This window comes from Amycolatopsis sp. La24 (genome assembly GCF_029087445.1).
GTDB classification, from domain to species: Bacteria; Actinomycetota; Actinomycetes; order Mycobacteriales; family Pseudonocardiaceae; genus Amycolatopsis; species Amycolatopsis nivea.
Window position 1 is genome coordinate 618,872 of record NZ_JARACH010000001.1, and the last position, 20,987, is coordinate 639,858.

Sequence of the window (20,987 nt, forward strand, 5' to 3'; positions counted from 1 at the left end):
AAAGGGGCCCTCATGGCGTACGTCATCGGCATCGACACCGGCGGAACGTTCACCGACGCCTTCGTCGCCGACCAGCACAACCGGCTCGCCGCCGCCAAAACCCCGTCCACTCCCCCGGATTTCGCGACCGGCTTCCTCACCGCGATCGACGAGCTCGCCGCGGAACTCGGCATCCCGGTCCGTGAACTGCTCGCCAACACCGATTACGTCGTGCACGGCACCACTTCCACGCTGAACGCACTCGTGACCGGGGACGTCGCGCAGGTCGGCTTCCTCACCACTCGCGGGCACGCGGACTCGATCAGCATCATGAACCTCGAAGGCCGCTACGCCGGTCTCGGCAGCGACGACATCCAGCACATGGCCCGCACGGCGAAGCCCGCGTCCCTGGTGCCCCGGCACCGGATCCGCGAGATCGACGAGCGCGTGGACTACCAGGGCCGCGTCGTCGTCCCGCTCGACGAGGACGGCGTCCGGACCGCGGTCCGCGAACTGCTCGCCGACGGCGCCGAGGCGATCGCGGTCTCGTTCCTGTGGTCGTTCCGCAATTCCGCGCACGAGCAGCGGGTGCGCGAGATCGTGCAGGAGGAAGCGCCGGAGGTGTACGTGGCGCTGTCCAGCGAGGTCAGCCCGCGCATCCGGGAGTACCCGCGCAACGTCACCACGATCATGAACACGCAGGTCGGCCCGCGGCTGGGCAGTTACCTGCGGCCGCTCGAAGCCGAACTGCGGGAGCGCGGGCTCACCGGCGCGCTGCTGGTGATGCAGGGCTCGGGCGGCTGCGTCACCGCCGCGGACGCACCGGCGCACGCGATCACCACCATCGGTTCGGTGCTCACCGGCGGGGTCGTCGGCTGCACCCGGATGGCCGCGTCGCTGGGCCACGACAAGGTCATCTCGACCGACATGGGCGGCACGACCTTCCTGGTCGGGCTGGTCGTCGACGGCAAACCCGTGACCACCACGAGCACGATCCTCAACCAGTACACGATCAGCACGCCGATGGTCGACGTGCACACCATCGGGGCCGGCGGCGGCGCGATCGCCTGGGTCGACCCGGGCGGCAACCTCCGCGTCGGGCCGCGCAGCGCGGGCGCCCGTCCCGGACCGGCCTGTTACGGCGAGGGCGGCTGGGAGCCGACGGTCACCGACGCCGACCTCGTCCTCGGCATCATCAACCCGGACAATTTCCTGGGCGGGCGCAAGAAACTGGACGTCCAGCTGTCCCGGGACGCCATCGACAAGGTGGTCGCGACCCCGCTCGGCATGTCCGTCGAGGACGCGGCCGCGGCGATCTACGCGATCCAGAACGCCCAGACCGCCGACCTCGTCCGCAAGGTCGTGGTCAACTCCGGCCAGGACCCGCGCGACTTCACCCTCTACGCGTTCGGCGGCGCGGGCCCGATGCACTGCGCGAGCTACTCGTCCGACCTCGGCGTCAAGGAGGTCGTGGTCCCGCTCGGCTCCACCGCGGCGGTCTTCTCCGCCTACGGCCTCGCCGCCTCGGACATCGTGCTGACCGCCGAACAGTCGCAGCCGGTCGCGATGCCGGTGCCCGCGAAGACCGCGAACGAGGTGTTCACCGGCCTGGAACGGGAACTGGAACGCCGGTTGGCCGAACAGGGCCTCACCTTCTCCGCGATCAGCTACGAACGCGAAGCCGACATCCGCTACACGATGCAACTCGCGGAGGTCGCGACCCCGGTACCCGGCGGCGAGCTGACCGACGAGTCGGTGGAGCAGCTCGGCCGCGACTTCGAAGCGAGCTACGAAGCGTTGTACGGCAAGGGATCCGGTTTCCCCGACGCAGGCCTGCAGCTGATCACCTACCGCGTCCGCGCGACCGGGATCCTGCAGATCCAGCCGGAACTGCCCGAACACGGCACCCTGCCCGGCAAGCCCGCCACGAGCGGCGAACGGGAGGTCCTGCTCGACGTCCGCACCGGACGCCAGCCCGCCGCGATCTACGACTACCGCGCACTCGGCGCCGGCCACGAGATCGAAGGCCCCGCCGTCGTCGAAGCGCCGACCACCACCGTCGCCCTCCCGCCGGGCACTCAGGCCACTGTGGACCGTCTCGGCAACCTCGTGATCCGTTTCCCCGAACGGAAGGAACCCTCCTGATGGCTGTCATCCCCGTCGCCGGATCCGAGCGATTCGTCCAGTCCGGCGCTCCCCTCGACCCGGAAGCCCGGTTCGGCGACCTGAAACTGCACCGCGTCGACTCCACCGACGTCGACGCCCTCACTTACGAGGTCGTCCGCCACCGGCTGGTCGCCATCACCGACGACATGGGCGACGCGATCAAGCGCATGTCCGGCTCGGTCGTCGTGACCGACTGCAACGACTTCGGCGCGGGCATCATGGACGAGACCGGCGAAACCGTGCAGGTCGGGCTGTACAACATGCAGCTCGGGTCCGCTTTGGACATGGCGGTGCGCTGGACGCTGGAGCATCGCGCCGAGAACCCGGGAATCGCGCCGGGCGACCAGTTCCTCCTGAACGACCCGTGGATCGGCGGCGGACTGCACCAGAACGACGTCACCGTCCTCGCCCCGCTGTTCTACGACGGCCAGCTGTTCTGCTGGACCGGCGCGGTCGCGCACCAGGTCGACCTCGGCGGCGTGTCGCCGGGCAGCTGGTCGGTCGAGGGCCACGACGTGTTCTGGGAGGCGCTGCCGATCCCGCCGGTGAAGATCGTCGAAGGCGGCACGCTGCGCTCGGACATGGAGGACATGTACCTGCGGCGCTCCCGCGTGCCGCGGCTGGTCGGACTGGACCTGCGCGCCAAGATCGGCGCGAACAACGTCGCGCAGGACCGGCTCACCGCGCTCATCGACAAGTACGGCCCGGACACCGTCAAGGCCGTGATGAAGAAGATGATGGGCGACGCGGAAGCCCAGCTGCGCACGAAATTGCGGGCGCTGCCGGACGGAACGTGGTCGGCGGTCGCGCACCAGGACGGGGCGCGGGCGGGCGACCGGGACATCCACAAGATCGTGGTCGCGATGTCCAAACAGGACGACACCCTGACCTTCGATTTCACCGGCACCGACCCGCAGGTCGACGGGATCATCAACTGCACCCTCGCCGGGCTGCGCGGCGGCATCCTGCCGATCCTGCTGACCATGCTGTGCCCGGACATCTCCTGGTCGCCGGGCGGGATCTACCGGTGCGTCGAGATCGTCAGCGAACCCGGGACGATCAACAACTGCACCTTCCCGGCGGGCATCGGGAAGGCGTCGGTCAACTCGGCCTGGTCCACGCAGAACGCGGTCTCCGAAACCGTCGCGCAGATGCTGAGCACCCACGCCGAACTCAGCCGGTCGGCGATGAGCGTCTGCTGCGGCACCTGGGATCTCACCCTGCTGGCCGGCGTCGACCAGCGCGGCGGCGGCTTCGCCACGATGCTGTGCGACGCGATGTCCGGCGGCCTCGGCGCGAAGGTGGACGGCGACGGCGTCGACACCGGCGGCGAGAACTGCATTCCGATGGGCCGCATCGCCGACATCGAGATCAACGAGTTCAGCTTCCCGATGCTCTACCTGTGGCGGCGCGAGGAAGTCGATTCCGGCGGGCCGGGCCGGTGGCGCGGCGGCGTCGGAGCGTCGAGCTGCTTCATCCCCTACGACTCCCCGACCCGCAGCGTGCATCTCGTCGTCTCCGCGAACGGCAAGGCGGTCCCGCAGGCTCCCGGCATTTCCGGCGGCTATCCCGCGGCCACGCAATGGGACGTCCTCGTCCGCGACACCACCGTCCGCGACCAGCTCGCGAACGGCCGGATCCCGCAGACGATCGACGACCTGAGCGGCCGCGCGGACACCCTCCCGCCGCACCTGGAAACCGACCTCGCCGAAGCGGACGTCTACTTCACCCATTGGCAAGGCGGCGGCGGAATCGGCGACCCGCTGCACCGTGAACCCGAACGCGTCGCCGCCGACGTCCGCGACGGCAAGGTGTCCGCGATCGCCGCGCTCGACGTCTACGGCGTCGTCCTGACCGACGGCGCGCCTGACCTCGCGGCCACCGCAGCACACCGCGACCGGCTGCGGTACGAGCGCGCCGGGCTCACGCCGCCGGAAGGAGCGCACCAGTGAACCTCGACCTGAACCTCCGCGTGGACGACGCGACCGGCGCGGTCGTCTGCCGCCACTGCTCGGCCCGGATCGGCGACACCACCGCCGAACCGATGGCGCACGCGCTGCGCCACGAACGGCCCTCGACCGACGCCGGACCGGGCGTCCACGCCGATCCCGCCGCGTTCGTCGACCGGGAAGTCCTGCTGCGCCAAGCGTTCTGCCCCGGCTGCCTGACGCTGCTGTCCACCGAGATCGTCCCGGACGGCGAACCCTCCTACCGAAGCTGGAGCCTGACATGACCCTCAACGGACTCGCCGGAAAGGTCGTCGTCGTGACCGGCGCGGCCCAAGGCATCGGCGCGGCTTACGCCCGCCAGCTGGTCTCCGAAGGCGCGACCGTGGTGCTCGCCGACCTCAACCTCGAGGGTGTCCAAACCACCGCCGCTTCCTTCGACGGTCCCGGCAAAGCCAGCGCGTACGCCCTCGACGTCTCCAGCCGCACCAGCTGCACCGAGTTCGCGGCGCAGCTCACCGAGGCGCACGGGCGGGTCGACGGCCTGATCAACAACGCCGCGATCTTCTCCACCATCAAGATGAAGCCGTTCTGGGAGATCACCGACGAGGAGTGGGACCGTCTGATGGCGGTCAACCTGCGCGGCCCGTGGCTGCTCGTGTCGGCGCTGCTCCCGCTGCTCCAGGCTTCACCGTCGGCAAGCGTCGTCAACATCGGCTCCGACGCGGTGCAACTCGGCCGCCCCGGGTACCTGCATTACGTGGCCAGCAAGGGCGGTGTGCATGGCATGACGTTCTCGATGGCGCGGGAACTGGGCGAGTTCGGCATCCGGGTCAACACCCTGTCGCCGGGGCCGGTCTACACCGAAGTCGCGCGGGAAACCGTGACGCCCGAACAACGCGAGGCCATGCTGCGCGCCCAATCGCTGCACCGCCCCGCCGGGGCCGACGACATGACCGGACTGGCCGCGTTTCTGCTCAGCGACGACGCGGGCTACCTGACCGGCCAGACCCTCAGCGTCAACGGCGGGCTGGTGCACCGATGAGCACGCAACAGGAACTCGTCGCGCTGTCGTCCCGGATCCTGGCAGCCGCCGGACAGGGCGACCTCATCTGGGGCCACGTCTCGTGCCGTGACGACGACGGCCGCGGCGTGTGGATCAAGTCCGCGGAATGGGGTATGGAGGAGGTGACGCCGGAGCGGGTGCAGCTCGTCAACGCCGACGGCGAGGTCGTCTCCGGCACCGGGCCGCGGCACAGCGAATACCCGATCCACACCGAGGTCGTCGCCGCGCGGCCGGACGTGAACGCGGTAGTGCACACGCACGCCCCTCATGCCGTCGCCCTCGCCGCGACGGGACAGGAGCTGCGGCCGGTAAGCCATGCCGCGAACCTGTTCGTGCCGCCCGAAGTGCCGCGCTACACCGAGACCGCGGATCTGATCCTGACGCCGGAATTGGGCAAGTCCCTGGCCGCGGAACTCGGCGATGCCCGGGCGGTATTCCTGGTGAACCACGGAATCGTCGCGGTCGGCGATTCGGTGGAAAGCGCGACCGTCGCCGCGGTGGTGCTGGAGCGGGCTTGTGAGCAGCAGTTGCTGACCCAGTCGTTCGGCGGATGGCCTAGCTGGTCGTCGCCGGAGGAGTCGCATGCGAAGCGGGAGCACATCTATCACCCGCGTGCGGTGCAGGCGGTGTGGGATTACCTGGTGCGGCAGCTGCCGTGAGGTCGTGCGTGGCGATGCCGGTTAGAACCGGCATCGCCACGCACGACACCCCCACCGAAAACCCCACTGTCCGCCCAGATTCGCACAGGAATCCGCATCCCGCCTGCCCTTGCCGCGGTAGGGAACAATTTCTAGGGCAGGTTCCGCGGCGGAGGGGCGGCTCGATGACGGTCCGAGTCTTGCTGGTCGAGGACGACGCCCTGATCAGCGAAGCGCTTTCGCTCGCTCTCGCTGACCAGGGCTGCACGGTGACCCAAGCCGCGTGCGGCGAGGACGCGTTGGCGATGCTGGAATCGGTGCGCGTGGACGTCGTCCTGCTCGACCTGATGCTGCCGGGCATGGACGGGCTCGCCGTCTGCAAGGAACTGCGCGTGCGCGGGGATCTGCCGGTCATCGTCATCACCGCCCGGGCCGACAGCCAGGACGTCATCGCCGGGCTGGAAGCCGGTGCCGACGACTACGTGACCAAGCCGCTGGTTGCCGGCGAGCTGGCGGCCCGCATCCGCGCGCTGCTGCGCCGCGCGGCGCCGGTTCGCAGGTGTTGTCTCCAGGTCGGCGATCTGCTGCTGAGCACGCACGACGACACCGTCTCCCGCGAAGGCGTCCCCATTCGCCTTACCCGTACCGAATTCCGCCTGCTGGCCGAATTGGCCGCCGCCGACGGAGAGGTTGTCACGCGGGAGCAGTTGCTGCACCGGATCTGGGGGCGCGACTACTTCGGCGGCACGCGGTTGCTCGACGTGCACATCCGCCGATTGCGGCGCAAGGTCGAGCCGAATCCCGATTGTCCGCGTCTCGTGCTCACTGTCCGGGGAATCGGCTACCGTGCCGAGCCCCGGCCGTGATCCCCGCTTCCGTGTCCCGGCTTTCCTTGCGCTGCCGGGTTTCCGCCGCGTTCGGGCTTGGGCTGCTGGTGGTGGTCAGCGCGCTGTCGGCGGCGACCTGGCACCTCGCCACCGACTACCTGCTCAACCAGCGCCAGCAGAGCGCCGACCGCCATTCCCGGATCAACGCGCGGCTGGTAGAGAACGCGGTCCGCGACCGGACCGGCAGCCTCGGCGAACTGCTGTCCGGCCTCACCTCCGGGCCGAATTCGACGATCCTCGTGGCCCTGCCCGGCGGCTGGCACACCGCCGGACGCCCGGTCGGCCCCGCGGACCTCCCGCCCGGCCTGCTCTCCCGCGCCCGCCCCGGCGCGCCCGCGCACGAGCGGTTCACCGCCGACGGGATCCCGGTCCTCGCGGTCGCGCAACAACTCGCCCGGTCGAACGGCTACTACGTCGAACTGCATCCGCTGCTCGGGCTCGAACGGACCTTCCGCAACCTGCGCATGATCCTCGTCGCGGGAACCCTGGCGTGCGGACTGTTCGGCGTCGCCCTCGGCGCGTGGGCGGCCCGGCGCGCGCTCCGTCCGCTCGCGGCGTTCACCGAAACCGCCGCCCGCATCGCCCGCGGCGACCTCCGCGCCCGGCTGCCCGAACAGGCCGGACCCGACCTCGCCCCGCTCGCCGCGACGTTCAACTCCACCGCCGACGCACTGGAACAACGGGTCCGCCGCGACGCCCGGTTCGCCGCCGACGTCAGCCACGAACTGCGCTCCCCGCTCACCACGATGACGTCCGTCGCGGAAGTCCTCGAACGCCGCCGCGACGCGATGCCCGCGCCCGCGCAGAAGGCGTTGCAGCTCCTGCTCGCCGAACTGCGGCGGTTCCGCGGCATGGTGCTCGACCTGCTCGAGATTTCGGCCGTCGACCAAGCCGACCACGGCGAGGAGCGCGAACTGGTCGACCTCGGCCCGCTCGTCCGCAGCGGCGTCGCGAGCAGCCCCGCCCCGCGCCCGACTCTCGACCTCGCCCCGGACCCGCTGCTGGTCGCCGCGGACCGGCGACGCCTCGACCGGGTATTGGCGAACCTCCTCGACAACGCGTCCCGCTACGGCGGCGGTGCGGTCCGCGTGGCCGCACATGCGAGCAACGGCGTCGTCCGGCTGGAAGTGGACGACGCGGGCACCGGGGTGCCCGCCGAACTCCGGGAACGCATTTTCGAGCGGTTCTCCCGAGGGGTGCACGCCGGGCGGCGGGATCCCGATTCAGGGACCGGTCTGGGATTGGCGATCGTCGCGGACCACGTCTACCGCCACGACGGACGGGTGTGGGCGGAGGAACGGCCGGGCGGAGGGGCGCGGTTCGTCGTCGAACTCCCGCAAGCACCCGGGTGACGCGTCAAGCCAACTCGACCAGCCGCGCGGCAAGCTTCGGGTGCCTCAGACGGCAGTGTCGGGCACACGACTGAGCGAAGGCCCTGGGTTCTTTGGGCCGCACCGGGTTGCTTGCCTGCCTGCCCGCGGTCAGTTATCGCGCCGGACGGCGTTTTCCAGCAGGGCCAGCGCCCGTTCGATGTCCTTGCGATCCGCTTCGTCCAGGTTGGCGAGGAGCGATTCCTCGCGCTCGAGATGTCCTTCGAGGACCCGGTCGATGAGCTTGCGGCCGGCGGCGGTCAGTTCGGCGTAGCTGACCCTGCGGTCGCCCCGGTGGTCGCGGCGGCGGATCAGCCCGTCGCGTTCGAGCGCGTCCAGCCGTCCGGTGAGAGCGCCGGACGTGACGAGCGCGGAGGCCGCCAGCTCGGACGGCGTCTTCCGGTAGGGACGGCCGGCCCGGCGGAGGTTGCACAGGATGTCGAACGCGCCCGGGGTCAGGCCGTGCGGGGCCAGGTACTCGCGCAGTCCGCCGGCGGCGAGGTCGGCGATCCGGCGGACCCGGCCGAAAATCGCGATCGGCGAGGCGTCCAGGTCCGGGCGCTGGCGCGCCCAGTCCGCCACCACCTGGTCGACCGGGTCCATCGTCATCGGCTCCTCGTTCCGCGGCATGCGGACGGAGCCTATCCGCGTCCTAACGGGACTGCGCCGCGGGCTGACCGGCCGCGGCGGGTGCTTTCCCGGCCGGAGCCCGGCCGCGGAGCAGCACGACCGCGCCGACCAGCGTGAGCAGCTGGGTCGCGGCGAGCAGCGCGTACCCGGCGGCGAACCCGTGGTCGCCGCCCGCCGCGATCGCCACGCCCATCAAGGTGGGAAGCAGCGCGGACACCAGATTGCCGACCCCGTTGATCAAGCCGTAGGCGCTGCCCACCGCACCCGCCGGCGCGTATTGCTGCACCAGGGTCGGGATCGCCGGTCCTTGCAGGCCCCAGAACGCGTTGGCGAGGATCAGCGTCGCCGCCGCGAGCCAGCGCGAATCGGCGAAGGTCACGGCCGTCGCGCACAGCGCGGTGCCGACGCTGCCGATGACCAGCACGAGCGGCGCCCGGCGGGCCGGCATCCGGTCGATGAGCCATCCGCCGAGGAACCCGGATCCGAGGCTGACCACGAACGGCAGCGCCGACAGCGCGCTCATCTGCGCCAGCGAGAAATGCCGTGCCTGCAGCAAATACGACGGGAGCCACGACGTGCTGCCCCACAGGTAGCCGAGCGTCGCCACCTCGATCAGCAGGATCCAGCCGAGCTTGGGCGTGCGCAGCGCCCCCGCGAACCGCCGCAACGCCGGTTCCCGGACCGCTGTCCGGCGGCGCGAGGCGCGGACGAACACCGCGACCAGCGGCAGCCCGACCACGAGATTGAGCGCCGCGAGCAGGAGGAACGAGCCGTGCCAGCCGAAGTGCACGAGAGCGAAGGTGATCACCGGGATGCCCAGCGCCGTGCCCAGCGAAACGCCCATCGAGCTGACCGCGTTGGGCTTGCCCCACGCGCCTTCGGCGAAATTATCCTTGACGTACATGGTTTTGAGCGAGAACAGCGGCCCTTCGCTGGCCCCGAGCAGGAACCGCAGGGTCAGCAGCAGCATCGCGCTCCCGGCGTACGGGGACACGAGAGTGAACAACGCCCAGCACCCCAGGCTGACGAGCAATCCGCGCCGCACCCCGAACACCGCTTCGTACCAGGGCGTGATCAGCATGGCCGCGATTCCGTAGCCGGCCAGGAACAGCGTCATCAGGGCGCCTTGCGCCGCCCGGTTGCCCGCGATCCCGAAATGCCGCGTGAAGGCCGGATCGGTGATCAGCACGGACACGTTGACCCGGTCGATGTAGGAGATCGCCACGACCGCCAGCAACGCCAGCACGCCCAGCCACGCGGTCATCGGCGCGCCGGGACGCCGGTCTTCGGTCGGCAGAGTCACCGCGGTTCCTTTCCGGGCCGGACCATCGCGAGGCGGCCCGGACCGCGCGGACCCGCCGCGCCGCCAGACCGGCCGCCTCGGCCGGCGGGGTCGCCCGGAAGTATCTTTGTCCTAAGATGCTTGTGTCAAGCTATCTCGCCAGAGTCCTCTCCCCCGGCCCAGCGCCGTGACCGTACGTGAAGGGCCCCTTGAAGGAATGAGATTTTGCGCCGGGGACCCAAGGCGGCGCCGTGGATGCGGCTGAGGCGAGCCTGCCCAGGCCGAAGGTCCTGAGTGGCTGCGGTCCGTGAGGGTCGCCTTGAGGGAATCCGATTCCCTCAAGGCGACCCTCACGGACCTGAATAACCCGTCACGGAATCGCAAAACGGGCATTTCGGCGGCTGTTGCGTCTCTTGTGGACGGTCAGCCGGGCCGAATCGCGGCTGACGTCGCCCGGCACGGGACTCGGCGTCCCGCCAAGCGCTTTCGCGAGCGTCCTGCCGCCTCCCCGGCGACCGCCGACCCTGGCCAGCCCTTCGACGCGGGCACACGAGCCCCGGCTACCCCCGCGGTGTCGCCTTAAGTCCCTTGGCATGGGAAATCAGATTCCTTCAAGGGGCCCTTCACGGACAGTTGCCGAGGTGCCGGGCGATCAGCCCCACACCGGTTCGCGCGCCGGGGCGAGCAGATCGCTCACGTCGCCGGAAAGGTCCTCGCCCGGCAAGCCGCTCCGGAACAACCGCCCGGCCGCGCCGCCGCTCGTGGACACGCCCGCGAGTTCCGCCCAATCCCCGCGCACGCGCAGCCAGGTGCCCTCGCGCAGGCCGAGCACCGGGATGTCGTTGCACTCGTGGAATTCCGCGAGCCGCTTCTCCCGCGTCTCGCCCATGTGCGTGCTGCCCGGGTCGGGGTCGACGTAGTGCGGGTTGAGCTGGAACGGCACCAGGCCCAGCGAAGTCAGGCTCGGCGGTTCCACGATCGGCATGTCGTTCGTGGTGCGCACCGTCGGCCCGGCGATATTGGTTCCCGCGCTGGCACCGAGGTAGGGCATTCCCTCGGACACCCGGTCCCGCAACGGTTGCAGCAACTCGCGCCGGTACAGCTCGGCCAGCAGGCGGAACGTGTTGCCTCCGCCGGTGAACACGGCCTGGGCGGAGCGCACCGCGTCGACCGGGTCTTCGGCGGTGTGCAGCCCGCGCACCCGCACCCCGAGCGGCGCTGCCGCGGTGGCGATGCGCTCGGTGTAGCCGTCGTGGTCGGCCAGCGCGAAGGGCACGAACAGCAGCTCGGTGCGCCCGTCCAGCACCTCGGCCACCGCGTCCAGCGCGTGTTCCAGCGGCTGGTGGCCGTGGTTGGTCGAATTGGACAGCAACAGCAAGTCAGTCACGCGATTCTCCTTGGTTCGCCCGCCATTGTTCAGCAAGTCCGCAGCAGGCGGTCGAGGACCCGGACGGAGAACCGCAGCGACTCCAGCGGGACGCGTTCGTCCACGCCGTGGAACAGCCGGTTGTAGGGCAGTTCCGGCGGGACGCGCAGCGCTTTGAACCCGAAGCCGCGGATGCCGAGCCCGGACAGCGCCTTGTTGTCGGTGCCGCCCGCGTTGCAGTACGGCGTGGGGTGGCCGTCCGGATCCTCCGCGGTGATCGCGGCGCACATGGCGTCCACCAGAGGGCCGTCGAAACCGCTTTCCATGGCGATGTCGCGGTGGATGAACTCGCGGCGCACCGACGGCAGCAGCAGCCCGTCGATGGTGTCCAGCAGTTCCTTCTCGTACCCGGGCAGGAACCGGCCGTCGACCGCGGCGGTGGCCCGGCCGGGAATGACGTTCACCTGGTACCCGCCGGAGATCATGGTCGGGTTCGCCGAATTGCGCAGGATCACGTTCACCAGGTCGGCCACCGGGCCCATCCGCGCCAGGCTTCCGTCCACATCGGACGGATCGAACGGGACGCCGAGCAGTTCGCCGGCGCGTTCCAGCAGCGCCCGCACCGGTTCGATCAGCCGGACCGGGAACCGGTGCCGCCCGATCCGGGCGAGCGATTCGGCGAGATCGGTGACCGCGTTCTCGTCGTTCGGCGAGGAGCCGTGCCCGGCCCGGCCGGTGGCGGTCAGCCGCAGCCATGCCTGCCCGCGCTGCGCGCACTCGATCGGATACAGCCTGCTGCCGTTGCCGAGGTCGAACGACACCCCGCCGCCCTCGGTGATCGCCTCGCCCACGCCGTCGAACAGGTCCGGGCGGTGCTCGGCCAGCCAGTGCGAACCGAACTTGCCGCCGCCCTCCTCGTCGGCGAGGAAGCCGAACACGATGTCCCGCGCCGGTTTCTCGCCGGTGCGGCCGAACTGCCGCGCCAGCGCGAGGATCGCCGCGTCGAAGTCCTTCATGTCGATCGCGCCGCGGCCCCACAGCATGCCGTCGGCGATCTCGCCGGAGAACGGCGGGACGCTCCACTCGTCGGCGTCGGCGGGCACCACGTCCAGGTGCCCGTGCAGAAGCAGCGCGGGACGCGACGAGTCCACTCCGGACACCCGGGCGAACACACTGGCCCGCCCGGGCGCGCTTTCCACCAGCGTCGGTTCCAGCCCGGCGTCGGTGAGCTTCTCCGCGACGTACTCGGCGGCGGGCCGCTCGGTCGCGCCCGGGTTGGACGTGTCGATCCGGATCAGGTCCCGGCAGAGGTCGACCACCTCGTCCTGTGCGCTGGTCACCGCGCCACCTCCTCCAGTTCCGCCGAGCCCACCGGCCGGATCAGCCCGGCCCGGCCCAGCACCGTGTACAGGATCGCGGCGGTGAGCAGCGAGTTGAGCGCGGGGATGCCCCAGTGCACGAACTCGCCGACGCAGAACGCCGCCGCCCACACCGCGAGCGTGGCGGGCACCCACACCGGCATCGACGCCGGGACCCGGCCGGCGGCCCTGGTCTCCCGCAGCGGGGTGGAGAGGCCGCGCACCAGGAAGTACTCGGCCACGATGATGCCGCCCACCGGCGGAATCGCGACGCCGAGCACGGACAGGAACGCGGTGAAGTGCTGGAGGAACCCGATCGCGGACAGCACCGTGCCGGCGATGCCGATCACCAGGGTGACGACACCGCGGTGCAGCGGGCGGCCGAACACGGTCCGCACGAAGTTCACCACGCCCAGCGAAGAGCCGTAGAGGTTCCAGTCGTTGATCTTCGCGGTCGCCAGGACCACCACGATCAGCCCGACGAAGCCCGACGTGGACAGCACGATGTGCGTGACGTCGGAACTGCCGACCAGGTGCCCGAGCAGCACGCCGGTCATGCCGACGATGTACTCGGACAAGACCATCGACGCGGAGCTCTGCAGCAGGACGTGCCAACCCTTGCGGTTGAACCGGGTCATGTCCGGGGCGACCACGGCGCCGGTCATGTAGCCGCCCGCGATGATCGTCGCCGCGGCCGGGATGGAGATCGCGGTCGCGGTCGGCGCGGCCGACATCAGCGCGCCCACCGAGTGGTCGGACAGGGTCGAGATGACGCTCCACGCGACGAGGCCGAAGAACAGCGGCACCGCGATCTTCGCCAGCCACATCATGTACTTGAAGCCGTAGATCACCAGGAGCGTCAAGACGACGCCGGACACCGCGCACCACAGCCACGGCGGACCGCCGACGAGGGCGTGCATGCTCTTGCCGAAGATGCCGTTCTGCACGCCGAACCAGCCCACCAGGCTGATCGCGATCACCAGGCTCACCAGCGCGGACCCGTTGCAGCCGAAGCCGGTGAACCGGGTCAGCATGGTCATGGTGAGCCCCTCGCGCTGCCCGGCGAGGCCGATCAGGAAGATCACCACCTCCAGGATCACCGCGCCGAGGGTGAACGCCCAGAACGCGTCGGAGAAGCGCATCCCCACGCCGAGCGTCGCGCCGAGCACGAACTGCGACAGCGAGCCGGACTGCGCGAGCCACTGCAGCAGCATCGAACCGAAGCCGTAGCGGGCGTCTTCGGGGACGCGGCGCAGCGAGTAGTCGTCGTTGCCGATCCGCTTCTTGGCGTGTTTCGCGGTTTTCGTCGCGGTGCTCATCCGGCCACCTCCGTGCCCAGCGTCTGCAGGTGCGCCATCGAGCCGTAGCGGGCTTGCAGATTGGCGAACTCTGCCTCGTCGTGGAAATGCAGCGCGCCCGCCCCGAACTGCTTGGCGACCTCGACCGCGTAGCGCGCGGCGGCCGCGATGTCCGTCTCGTGGCTGGCGCCGGTCGCGCAGCCCGCCACCGTCGCCGCCGACGTGATCGCCAGCCCGACGACCGGCGCGTCCGTCGCCGTCGCCGGCTGCAGGATCGAGTTCAGGTGATAGACGCCGTTGCCGTACGGGGTGATGTCCTGCGTGGTGATCGGGTAGGTCACCAGCGGCGCACCGGTCACCGCCTCCAGCAGTTCGCCCAAGCCCTCCGAGACCCGCAGGATGTAGCCGCTGCGCACCGTCGGGGAAAGGGCGAGCCCGCGGTGGTTGATCACCCGGTTGCCCTTGGTGGTGTCGATCGACAGCACGGCGGCCATCTCGTCGGAGAGTTCGTAGCTGTTCATCGTGGCGATGTCGACCGGCGAGTTCATGAACGGCACCGGATCGTGCGGCAGGGTCGGCGCGTCCGGGCAGACGTGCGTGCCGATCAGCACGTCGCCGTCCAGCACGTCCCCGCGAGCCCGCATGGACAGCAGCTTGGCCGCGGCGGCGAGCGCGGCGGCGGCACCGTCCCCGTCGGACACGAACCCGGTCACCTCCGGCCGGGCGCCGACCCCGCCGAGCCGCCCGACGACACCGAGCGTGGGCGCGTCGCCACCCGCGGTGCGGCCCCGGCTGCCCGACACGCGCACCCGGACGAAGTCGGTCTTCCCGGCCGGGCCGGGCACCGTCGTGATCTCCGCGCCGCTGCCGTCCGCGCCGGCGACGGCGTCGAGGTAGGCGACGACCTCTTTCCCGGTCACCGCCGGGTCGTCGAGGATTTCGAGCAGTTCCAGGACGTGTTTGAGCATGTGGTTCCTCTGGAGAGTTCAAGGCCGCCGAGATTGGTCCGACCAGATTCCGTCCGGGCGCCCCGGCATTGCCAGCATTTCCCGTTATTCGCACAATGGCTGGATGCCGGACCCCGACGACCGCACCACCCCGCCCGGCCTGCCGCAGACCGCGGACCGCGCGCTGCAGGTCCTGCTCGCGTTCGACCGCGCCCGCCCGGAATGGGGCGTCACCGCGGTGGCCCGCGAGTTCGGGCTGCACACGTCGATCGCCCAGCGGCTCCTGGCCGTGCTGGCCCACCGCGGTTTCCTGGTCCGCGACGACAGCACCCGCAAGTACCGGATCGGCCCAGCCGCTCTCCACCTGGGCCGGATGTGGGACCGGGCCGGGGCGCTGGATCTGCTGGTTGCCCCGGTCCTGTCCGACCTCGCCGCCCAGACCGGACACGCCGCCCTGCTGTCCCTGCCCGACGGTGCGCACACCCGATGCGTGCTGGCCGCGGAAGGCGCGGACGGACGGCTGCGCGGCTACTCACTGGTCGGCGAGCTGTACCCGGCGCATGCGGGGGCGACGAGCAAGGCTTACTTCGCGTTCCTGTCCGAAGAGGAACGCGACCGGTTGTTCGCCGACCGGCCGATGGCCCGGTTCACGCCGGATACGGTCACCGATCTCGCCGTGCTCCGCGAACAACTGGCCGAGGTCGCCGAGCGGGGTTGGGCGTTCACCACCGGCGAGTACGACACCGGGGTGGCGACGCTCGCGGTGCCGGTGTTTTTGCGCGGGGAACCGTACGGGAGTTTGTCGGTTGGGTGGTCCGCTTCCCGGTTTCAGCATGATCCGGAGCAGTGGGTGGATCTGTTGCGGCGAGGGGCGGAGTTGATCGAGCTTCGGCTTTCTCGGCCGGTTCCGCGGCGGTGAGACGCCGCCCCGTCGGCACCAGTCCCGCACCAAGTTGCGAAGAAAGCCTTGACCAGCCGCCTGTTATCGCTAACATTGCCATGCTCACGCCGCGAACTTCAGCGAGGAGGTGCGGGGATGCCCACCGACGGTCCCACTGCCAAACGCCAGCCCGGGCTGGCCGAAGTGGCTGCCATGGCGGGTGTTTCGCACATGACTGTCTCCCGGGTCGTCAACGACACCGGGACGGTTCGCGCGGAGACGCGGGCCCGGGTGCTCGCCGCGGTGGAGGAACTGGGGTACCGGCCGAACTCGGCGGCCAGGACGTTGGCGACCGGGCGGTCGAGCATTCTCGGCGTCGTCGCGCTGGAGTCCAATTTGTACGGTCCGGCGAGCACGCTCTACGGCATCGAACACGCCGCTCGCGAGGAGGGTTACGGGGTCACCATCTCCAGCGTCAGCCGGCCGCGGCGATCGACTTTCGCTGAGGCGGTGGACAATCTGCGACGGCAGGCGGTCGGCGGGATCGTGGTGATCGCGCCGCACGTCGCGGCCGGCGAGGCGTTGCGGCAGGTGACCGGCGACATCCCGATGGTCGCGGTCGGCGGCGGCGAATACGTTCCGGTGCCGGTGATCTCGGTCGACCAGTACGACGGGGCCCGCCGGGTGACCGAGCATCTGCTGTCGCTCGGGCACGAAACCGTGTGGCACGTCGCCGGGCCGGAGGACTGGCTGGAATCGCTCGAACGCGAGCGCGGCTGGCGGGAAGCGCTCGAGCGGCGCGGAGCGCAGGTGCCGCCGCCGTTGCGCGGGGATTGGAGTCCGCGTTCCGGCTACGACGCGGGACGCCGTCTGGTCGCCGAAACACGGCCCGACGCGGTGTTCGTCGCGAACGACCAGATGGCGCTGGGCGTGCTGCGCGCGTTCGCCGAGGCCGGCATCTCGGTGCCGGGCCAGGTGCGCGTGGCCGGGTTCGACGACGTGCCGGAGGCGGCGTACTTCAGCCCGCCGCTGACCACCGTCCGGCAGGACTTCATCGAGGTCGGGCGGCGGACGTTTCGGCTGCTCGTCGAACGCATGGAAGGCGGCGACCCCGGCATCCGCCATCTCGTCGCACCCGATCTGATCGTCCGGGACAGCACCGGGCCCCGGTAAGAGCACCGCACGACCGCATTCACGCAAGCGATCACCCTCCAAATGTTAGCGCTAACAGTCGAGCGGCAGCCCGTCGCGCGGCGTGGAGTCCGGAAGGAAATCCCTCCAGTGCCAGCAGATTCCCTCGTCGTCGGCATCGACTTCGGCACGCTCTCCGGACGCGCCGTGGTGGTCCGGGTGCGCGACGGCGCCGAACTGGGGACCGCCGTGACCGAATACCGGCACGGGGTCGTCGACGACCGGCTTCCCGCCACCGCCGAGGAGTTGCCGCCGGGCTGGGCGTTGCAGGTTCCGTCGGACTACGTGGACGTCCTGCGCACCGCCGTGCCCGCCGCGCTGGCCGAAGCGGGCGCCAACCCGCAGGACGTGATCGGGATCGGCACGGATTTCACCGCCTGCACGATGATTCCGACCACCGCGGACGGCACTCCCCTGTCCGAACTCCCGGAGTTCACCGGCAATCCGCACGCGTACGTGAAGCTGTGGCGGCACCACGCCGCGCAACCACAGGCCGATCGCATCAACGCCGTGGCCCGCGAACGCGCTGAGCCGTGGCTGCCGCGATACGGCGGGCTGATCTCGTCCGAATGGGAGTTCGCCAAGGCGCTGCAGCTGTTCGAAGAAGCCCCCGAGGTCTACCGGGCCATGCGGCATTGGGTCGAAGCGGCGGACTGGATCGTCTGGCAGCTCACCGGAACTTATGTCCGCAACGCCTGCACGGCCGGCTACAAGGGGATCTACCAGGACGGCCGCTACCCGGGCCGGGAATTTCTCGGCAGCCTCAACCCCGGCTTCGCGTCCTTTGTGGAGGACAAGCTCGACCATCCGATCGGCCAGCTGGGCTCGCTCGCCGGGAAGCTCAGCCCGGAAGCCGCGGCCTGGACCGGGCTGCCCGCCGGGATCGCGGTCGCGGTCGGGAACGTCGACGCGCACGTCACCGCGCCGGCCGCGCAGGCGGTCGAGCCGGGCCAGATGGTCGCGATCATGGGCACGTCGACCTGCCACGTCATGAACGGCGCCGACCTGCGCGAGGTCCCGGGCATGTGCGGGGTCGTCGACGGCGGCATCGTCCCCGGGCTCTGGGGTTACGAGGCAGGGCAGAGCGGGGTCGGCGACATCTTCGGCTGGTTCGTCGACCACTGCGTCCCCCAGTCCTATTCGGACGCTGCGCGCACCGAAGGGCTCCACGAGTTCCTGACCGGGCTCGCGGCGCAGCAGGAGATCGGCGAGCACGGACTGGTCGCGCTCGACTGGCACAGCGGCAACCGGTCGGTCCTGGTCGACCACGAGCTGTCCGGCGTGCTCGTCGGGCAGACGCTGAGCACCCGGCCCGAGCACGTGTACCGGGCGCTGCTGGAGGCCACCGCGTTCGGCACCCGCAAGATCATCGAAACCTTCGAGGCCGCCGGGGTTCCGGTCACCGAGCTGATCGTCGCGGGCGGGCTGACCAAGAATCCGTTGCTGATGCAGATCTACGCCGACGTCACCGGCCTCCCGCTCTCGCTGATCGGCTCGGCGCAGGGACCCGCGCTCGGCTCCGCGATCCACGCCGCGGTCGCCGCCGGCGCCTATCCCGACGTGCGCGCGGCCGCGGCGGCGATGGGCTCGGTCCAGCGGATGGCGCACCAACCCGTGCTGGCGAACGTGTCGGCCTACGACGAGCTGTACGCGGAATACACCGCGCTGCACGACTACTTCGGCCGCGGCGGCAACGACGTGCTGCACCGTCTCGCCGCGCGCCGCCGCGAACTGGCCACTGTCGCGAAAGGACAGAACTGATGACGCTGACCGCCCAGGCGCGCGGGACGATCGCGGAGCTGCGGGAATCCGTCGCGCGGCTGCACAGCGAGCTGACGCGCAACGAGCTGGTCGTCTGGACCTCGGGCAACGTGTCGGCGCGGGTGCCCGGCGAGGACCTGATGGTGATCAAGCCGTCCGGAGTGTCCTACGACGACCTGAGCGCCGACACCATGGTCGTCACCGACCTGAACGGCGAACTCGTGCACGGCGAACTCGCCCCGTCGTCGGACACCGCCGCGCACGCCTACGTCTACCGGCATCTGCCCGAGGTCGGCGGGGTCGTGCACACCCATTCGACCTACGCGACCGCCTGGGCGGCGCGCGGCGAGCCGATCCCGTGCGTGCTCACGATGATCGCCGACGAGTTCGGCGGCGAGATCCCGGTCGGCCCGTTCGCGTTGATCGGCGACGACTCGATCGGCCGCGGCATCGTGGAAACGCTGCGCGCGACCCGTTCCCCCGCGGTCCTGATGCGCAACCACGGCCCGTTCACCGTCGGCGCGACCGCGCGGGACGCGGTGAAGGCCGCGGTGATGGTCGAGGACGTGGCCCGCACCGTCCACATCGCACACCAGCTCGGCACGCCCGTCCCGCTGTCGGGAACCGACGTCGACCGGCTGCACGCGCGCTACCAGAACGTCTACGGGCAGCGCTGAAAACCCTGATCCAGCAAGGAGAACAGATGATTTCCGCGACCAAGCCGCAGGTGTGGTTCCTCACCGGCAGCCAGGCGCTCTACGGCGAGGAGACCCTCGACCAGGTCGCCGGGCAGTCGCTGCGGATCCGGCAGCTGCTGGCCGATTCCGGCGGGCTCCCGTGCGAACTGGTCGGGAAACCGGTGCTGACCGAGTCCGCCGGGATCCGGCAGGTGCTGCAGGAGGCCAACGCCGACCCCGCGTGCGTCGGCGTGATCGCGTGGATGCACACCTTCAGCCCGGCGAAGATGTGGATCAGCGGGCTCGACGCGCTGCGCAAACCGTTGCTGCACTTGCACACCCAGCTCGACGCGGCGCTGCCGTGGGCCACGCTCGACATGGACTACATGAACCTCAACCAGGCCGCGCACGGCGACCGGGAGTTCGGGTTCGTCCAGACCCGGCTCGGCATCCCGCGCAAGACGGTCGCCGGGCACGCGGCCGATCCGGCGGTGGTCGCCCGGATCGACGCGTGGGCGCGCGCGGCGATCGGCGCGGCTCACCTGCGGGCCCTGAAACTGGCCCGGTTCGGCGACAATATGCGCGACGTCGCGGTCACCGAAGGCGACAAGGTCGAGGCGGAGCTGCGGTTCGGTGTCTCGGTGAACACCTACGGCGTCACCGAGCTCGCCGAACGGGTCGACGCGGCCTCCGCCTCGGACGTCGACAGCCTGGTCGCGCAGTACGCCGACGAGTACGCGCTCGCCCCGGAACTGGCGCGCGCCGGTGAGCGGCACGAGTCGCTGCGCTACGCCGCGCGGATCGAACTCGGCTTGCGGTCCTTCCTCGCTGAAGGCGGGTTCGGCGCGTTCACCACGAACTTCGAGGATCTCGGCGGACTCCGCCAGCTGCCGGGACTAGCAGTGCAGCGGCTGATGGCCGACGGCTACGGCTTCGGCGGCGAGGGCGACTGGAAGACGTCCGCGCTGCTGGCGTCGGTGAAAGCGATGGGCCGCGGCTCGGACCACGGAACGTCCTTTATGGAGGATTACACCTACCACTTCGGGCCTGGCGAACCGAAGATCCTCGGCGCGCACATGCTCGAGGTGTGCCCCAGCATCGCCGCGGGCCAGCCGTCGTGCGAGATCCACCCGCTCGGCATCGGCGGCCGCGAGGACCCGGTGCGGCTGGTCTTCGACGCCGCCGCCGGCCAGGGCACGGTGCTGGGCCTGATCGACCTCGGCGACCGGTTCCGCCTGGTGGCCAACGAGATCGACGTGGTCCCGCCCGACGAGCCACTGCCGAACCTGCCGGTGGCCCGCGCGGTGTGGAAGCCCGCGCCGTCGCTCGCCACGTCCGCGGAAGCGTGGATCACCGCGGGCGGACCGCACCACACCGTGCTCACCCAGGCGGTCGGCACCGAGACCGTGCGGGACTTCGCCCGCATGCTCGACGTCGAACTGCTCGTCATCGACGGACACACCACCACCGCGGACTTCGCCGACCGCATCCGCTGGAACCAGGCCTACCACCGGCTCGCCCAGGGTTTCTGAAAGAAGGAGAACG

At 70.5% G+C, this 20,987-nt stretch carries 18 protein-coding genes; 12 read left to right on the top strand and 6 right to left on the bottom strand.

Going from position 1 to position 20,987, the window contains the following annotated elements; genetic code table 11:
• The first annotated feature begins 12 nt into the window (after window positions 1-12).
• The 7 genes from PUT80_RS02890 (at window position 13) to PUT80_RS02920 (ending at window position 8,034) form a co-directional block, all read left to right on the top strand.
• A complete protein-coding gene (locus tag PUT80_RS02890; RefSeq protein WP_275290998.1) occupies window positions 13-2,124 on the top strand; it encodes a hydantoinase/oxoprolinase family protein in 2,112 nt (703 codons plus the stop codon).
• The gene (locus PUT80_RS02895; RefSeq protein ID WP_275290999.1) at window positions 2,124-4,097 is read left to right on the top strand and encodes a hydantoinase B/oxoprolinase family protein; all 1,974 of its coding nucleotides are present in this window, start codon (window positions 2,124-2,126) and stop codon (window positions 4,095-4,097) included. The genes PUT80_RS02890 and PUT80_RS02895 overlap by 1 nt, the downstream gene beginning before the upstream one ends.
• Window positions 4,094-4,378, top strand: coding sequence for an acetone carboxylase subunit gamma (locus PUT80_RS02900; protein ID WP_134662835.1), 285 nt, complete (start codon window positions 4,094-4,096; stop codon window positions 4,376-4,378). The genes PUT80_RS02895 and PUT80_RS02900 overlap by 4 nt, the downstream gene beginning before the upstream one ends.
• The gene (locus PUT80_RS02905; RefSeq protein WP_275291000.1) at window positions 4,375-5,136 is read left to right on the top strand and encodes an SDR family oxidoreductase; all 762 of its coding nucleotides are present in this window, start codon (window positions 4,375-4,377) and stop codon (window positions 5,134-5,136) included. The genes PUT80_RS02900 and PUT80_RS02905 overlap by 4 nt, the downstream gene beginning before the upstream one ends.
• Window positions 5,133-5,816 (top strand): class II aldolase/adducin family protein, encoded by a 684-nt coding sequence (locus tag PUT80_RS02910; RefSeq protein WP_275291001.1) that lies wholly within the window; start codon window positions 5,133-5,135, stop codon window positions 5,814-5,816. Before PUT80_RS02905 ends, PUT80_RS02910 begins: the two co-directional genes overlap by 4 nt.
• A 164-nt stretch (window positions 5,817-5,980) precedes the next feature.
• Complete coding sequence (locus PUT80_RS02915) at window positions 5,981-6,661, top strand: response regulator transcription factor (protein WP_043838595.1); 681 nt, start codon at window positions 5,981-5,983, stop codon at window positions 6,659-6,661.
• Window positions 6,662-6,672: 11 nt separating this feature from the next.
• Complete coding sequence (locus PUT80_RS02920) at window positions 6,673-8,034, top strand: HAMP domain-containing sensor histidine kinase (protein WP_275291002.1); 1,362 nt, start codon at window positions 6,673-6,675, stop codon at window positions 8,032-8,034.
• Window positions 8,035-8,163: 129 nt separating this feature from the next.
• On the opposite strand, the gene PUT80_RS02925 is transcribed toward PUT80_RS02920, so the two are convergent.
• The 6 genes from PUT80_RS02925 to PUT80_RS02950 all read right to left on the bottom strand — a co-directional run bounded on the left by PUT80_RS02925 (window position 8,164) and on the right by PUT80_RS02950 (window position 14,954).
• On the bottom strand, window positions 8,164-8,682 hold the full coding sequence (locus PUT80_RS02925) for a MarR family transcriptional regulator (protein WP_275291003.1): 519 nt from the start codon (window positions 8,680-8,682) through the stop codon (window positions 8,164-8,166).
• Window positions 8,683-8,704: 22 nt separating this feature from the next.
• Window positions 8,705-9,985 carry an MFS transporter gene (locus PUT80_RS02930; protein ID WP_205669897.1) on the bottom strand — a complete coding sequence of 427 codons (1,281 nt, stop codon included), beginning with the start codon at window positions 9,983-9,985 and terminating at the stop codon, window positions 8,705-8,707.
• 631 nt (window positions 9,986-10,616) lie between these two features.
• The gene (gene pepE, locus PUT80_RS02935) at window positions 10,617-11,351 is read right to left on the bottom strand and encodes a dipeptidase PepE (RefSeq protein WP_275291004.1); all 735 of its coding nucleotides are present in this window, start codon (window positions 11,349-11,351) and stop codon (window positions 10,617-10,619) included.
• A gap of 29 nt (window positions 11,352-11,380) precedes the next feature.
• Complete coding sequence (locus PUT80_RS02940; protein ID WP_275291005.1) at window positions 11,381-12,670, bottom strand: M20/M25/M40 family metallo-hydrolase; 1,290 nt, start codon at window positions 12,668-12,670, stop codon at window positions 11,381-11,383.
• Complete coding sequence (locus PUT80_RS02945) at window positions 12,667-14,007, bottom strand: cytosine permease (RefSeq protein ID WP_275291006.1); 1,341 nt, start codon at window positions 14,005-14,007, stop codon at window positions 12,667-12,669. The genes PUT80_RS02940 and PUT80_RS02945 overlap by 4 nt, the downstream gene beginning before the upstream one ends.
• Window positions 14,004-14,954 carry a DUF1177 domain-containing protein gene (locus PUT80_RS02950; protein WP_275291007.1) on the bottom strand — a complete coding sequence of 317 codons (951 nt, stop codon included), beginning with the start codon at window positions 14,952-14,954 and terminating at the stop codon, window positions 14,004-14,006. The genes PUT80_RS02945 and PUT80_RS02950 overlap by 4 nt, the downstream gene beginning before the upstream one ends.
• Window positions 14,955-15,057: 103 nt before the next feature.
• Here PUT80_RS02950 and PUT80_RS02955 point away from each other — a divergent pair, with 103 nt between their 5' ends.
• The 5 genes from PUT80_RS02955 (at window position 15,058) to araA (ending at window position 20,974) form a co-directional block, all read left to right on the top strand.
• Window positions 15,058-15,852 carry an IclR family transcriptional regulator gene (locus tag PUT80_RS02955; RefSeq protein ID WP_134732129.1) on the top strand — a complete coding sequence of 265 codons (795 nt, stop codon included), beginning with the start codon at window positions 15,058-15,060 and terminating at the stop codon, window positions 15,850-15,852.
• A 117-nt stretch (window positions 15,853-15,969) separates the two neighbouring features.
• Window positions 15,970-16,986 carry a LacI family DNA-binding transcriptional regulator gene (locus tag PUT80_RS02960; RefSeq protein WP_275291008.1) on the top strand — a complete coding sequence of 339 codons (1,017 nt, stop codon included), beginning with the start codon at window positions 15,970-15,972 and terminating at the stop codon, window positions 16,984-16,986.
• Window positions 16,987-17,094: 108 nt separating this feature from the next.
• Window positions 17,095-18,765: a ribulokinase gene (gene araB, locus PUT80_RS02965; protein ID WP_275291009.1), complete on the top strand. Its 1,671-nt coding sequence runs from the start codon at window positions 17,095-17,097 to the stop codon at window positions 18,763-18,765.
• On the top strand, window positions 18,765-19,442 hold the full coding sequence (locus PUT80_RS02970; protein ID WP_238606501.1) for an L-ribulose-5-phosphate 4-epimerase: 678 nt from the start codon (window positions 18,765-18,767) through the stop codon (window positions 19,440-19,442). Before araB ends, PUT80_RS02970 begins: the two co-directional genes overlap by 1 nt.
• 26 nt (window positions 19,443-19,468) lie before the next feature.
• Complete coding sequence (gene araA, locus PUT80_RS02975) at window positions 19,469-20,974, top strand: L-arabinose isomerase (protein WP_275291010.1); 1,506 nt, start codon at window positions 19,469-19,471, stop codon at window positions 20,972-20,974.
• The last annotated feature ends 13 nt before the right edge of the window (window positions 20,975-20,987 follow it).

What these genes read in the sequence shown, in the direction of transcription:
- PUT80_RS02890 (WP_275290998.1), top strand. Translation starts at nt 13, where the DNA reads ATGGCGTACGTCATCGGCATCGACACCGGCGGAACGTTCACCGACGCC.
- PUT80_RS02895 (WP_275290999.1), top strand. Translation starts at nt 2,124, where the DNA reads ATGGCTGTCATCCCCGTCGCCGGATCCGAGCGATTCGTCCAGTCCGGC.
- PUT80_RS02905 (WP_275291000.1), top strand. Translation starts at nt 4,375, where the DNA reads ATGACCCTCAACGGACTCGCCGGAAAGGTCGTCGTCGTGACCGGCGCG.
- PUT80_RS02910 (WP_275291001.1), top strand. Translation starts at nt 5,133, where the DNA reads ATGAGCACGCAACAGGAACTCGTCGCGCTGTCGTCCCGGATCCTGGCA.
- PUT80_RS02915 (WP_043838595.1), top strand. Translation starts at nt 5,981, where the DNA reads ATGACGGTCCGAGTCTTGCTGGTCGAGGACGACGCCCTGATCAGCGAA.
- PUT80_RS02925 (WP_275291003.1), bottom strand. Translation starts at nt 8,682, where the DNA reads ATGCCGCGGAACGAGGAGCCGATGACGATGGACCCGGTCGACCAGGTG.
- PUT80_RS02945 (WP_275291006.1), bottom strand. Translation starts at nt 14,007, where the DNA reads ATGAGCACCGCGACGAAAACCGCGAAACACGCCAAGAAGCGGATCGGC.
- PUT80_RS02950 (WP_275291007.1), bottom strand. Translation starts at nt 14,954, where the DNA reads ATGCTCAAACACGTCCTGGAACTGCTCGAAATCCTCGACGACCCGGCG.
- PUT80_RS02955 (WP_134732129.1), top strand. Translation starts at nt 15,058, where the DNA reads ATGCCGGACCCCGACGACCGCACCACCCCGCCCGGCCTGCCGCAGACC.
- PUT80_RS02960 (WP_275291008.1), top strand. Translation starts at nt 15,970, where the DNA reads ATGCCCACCGACGGTCCCACTGCCAAACGCCAGCCCGGGCTGGCCGAA.
- PUT80_RS02970 (WP_238606501.1), top strand. Translation starts at nt 18,765, where the DNA reads ATGACGCTGACCGCCCAGGCGCGCGGGACGATCGCGGAGCTGCGGGAA.
- araA (WP_275291010.1), top strand. Translation starts at nt 19,469, where the DNA reads ATGATTTCCGCGACCAAGCCGCAGGTGTGGTTCCTCACCGGCAGCCAG.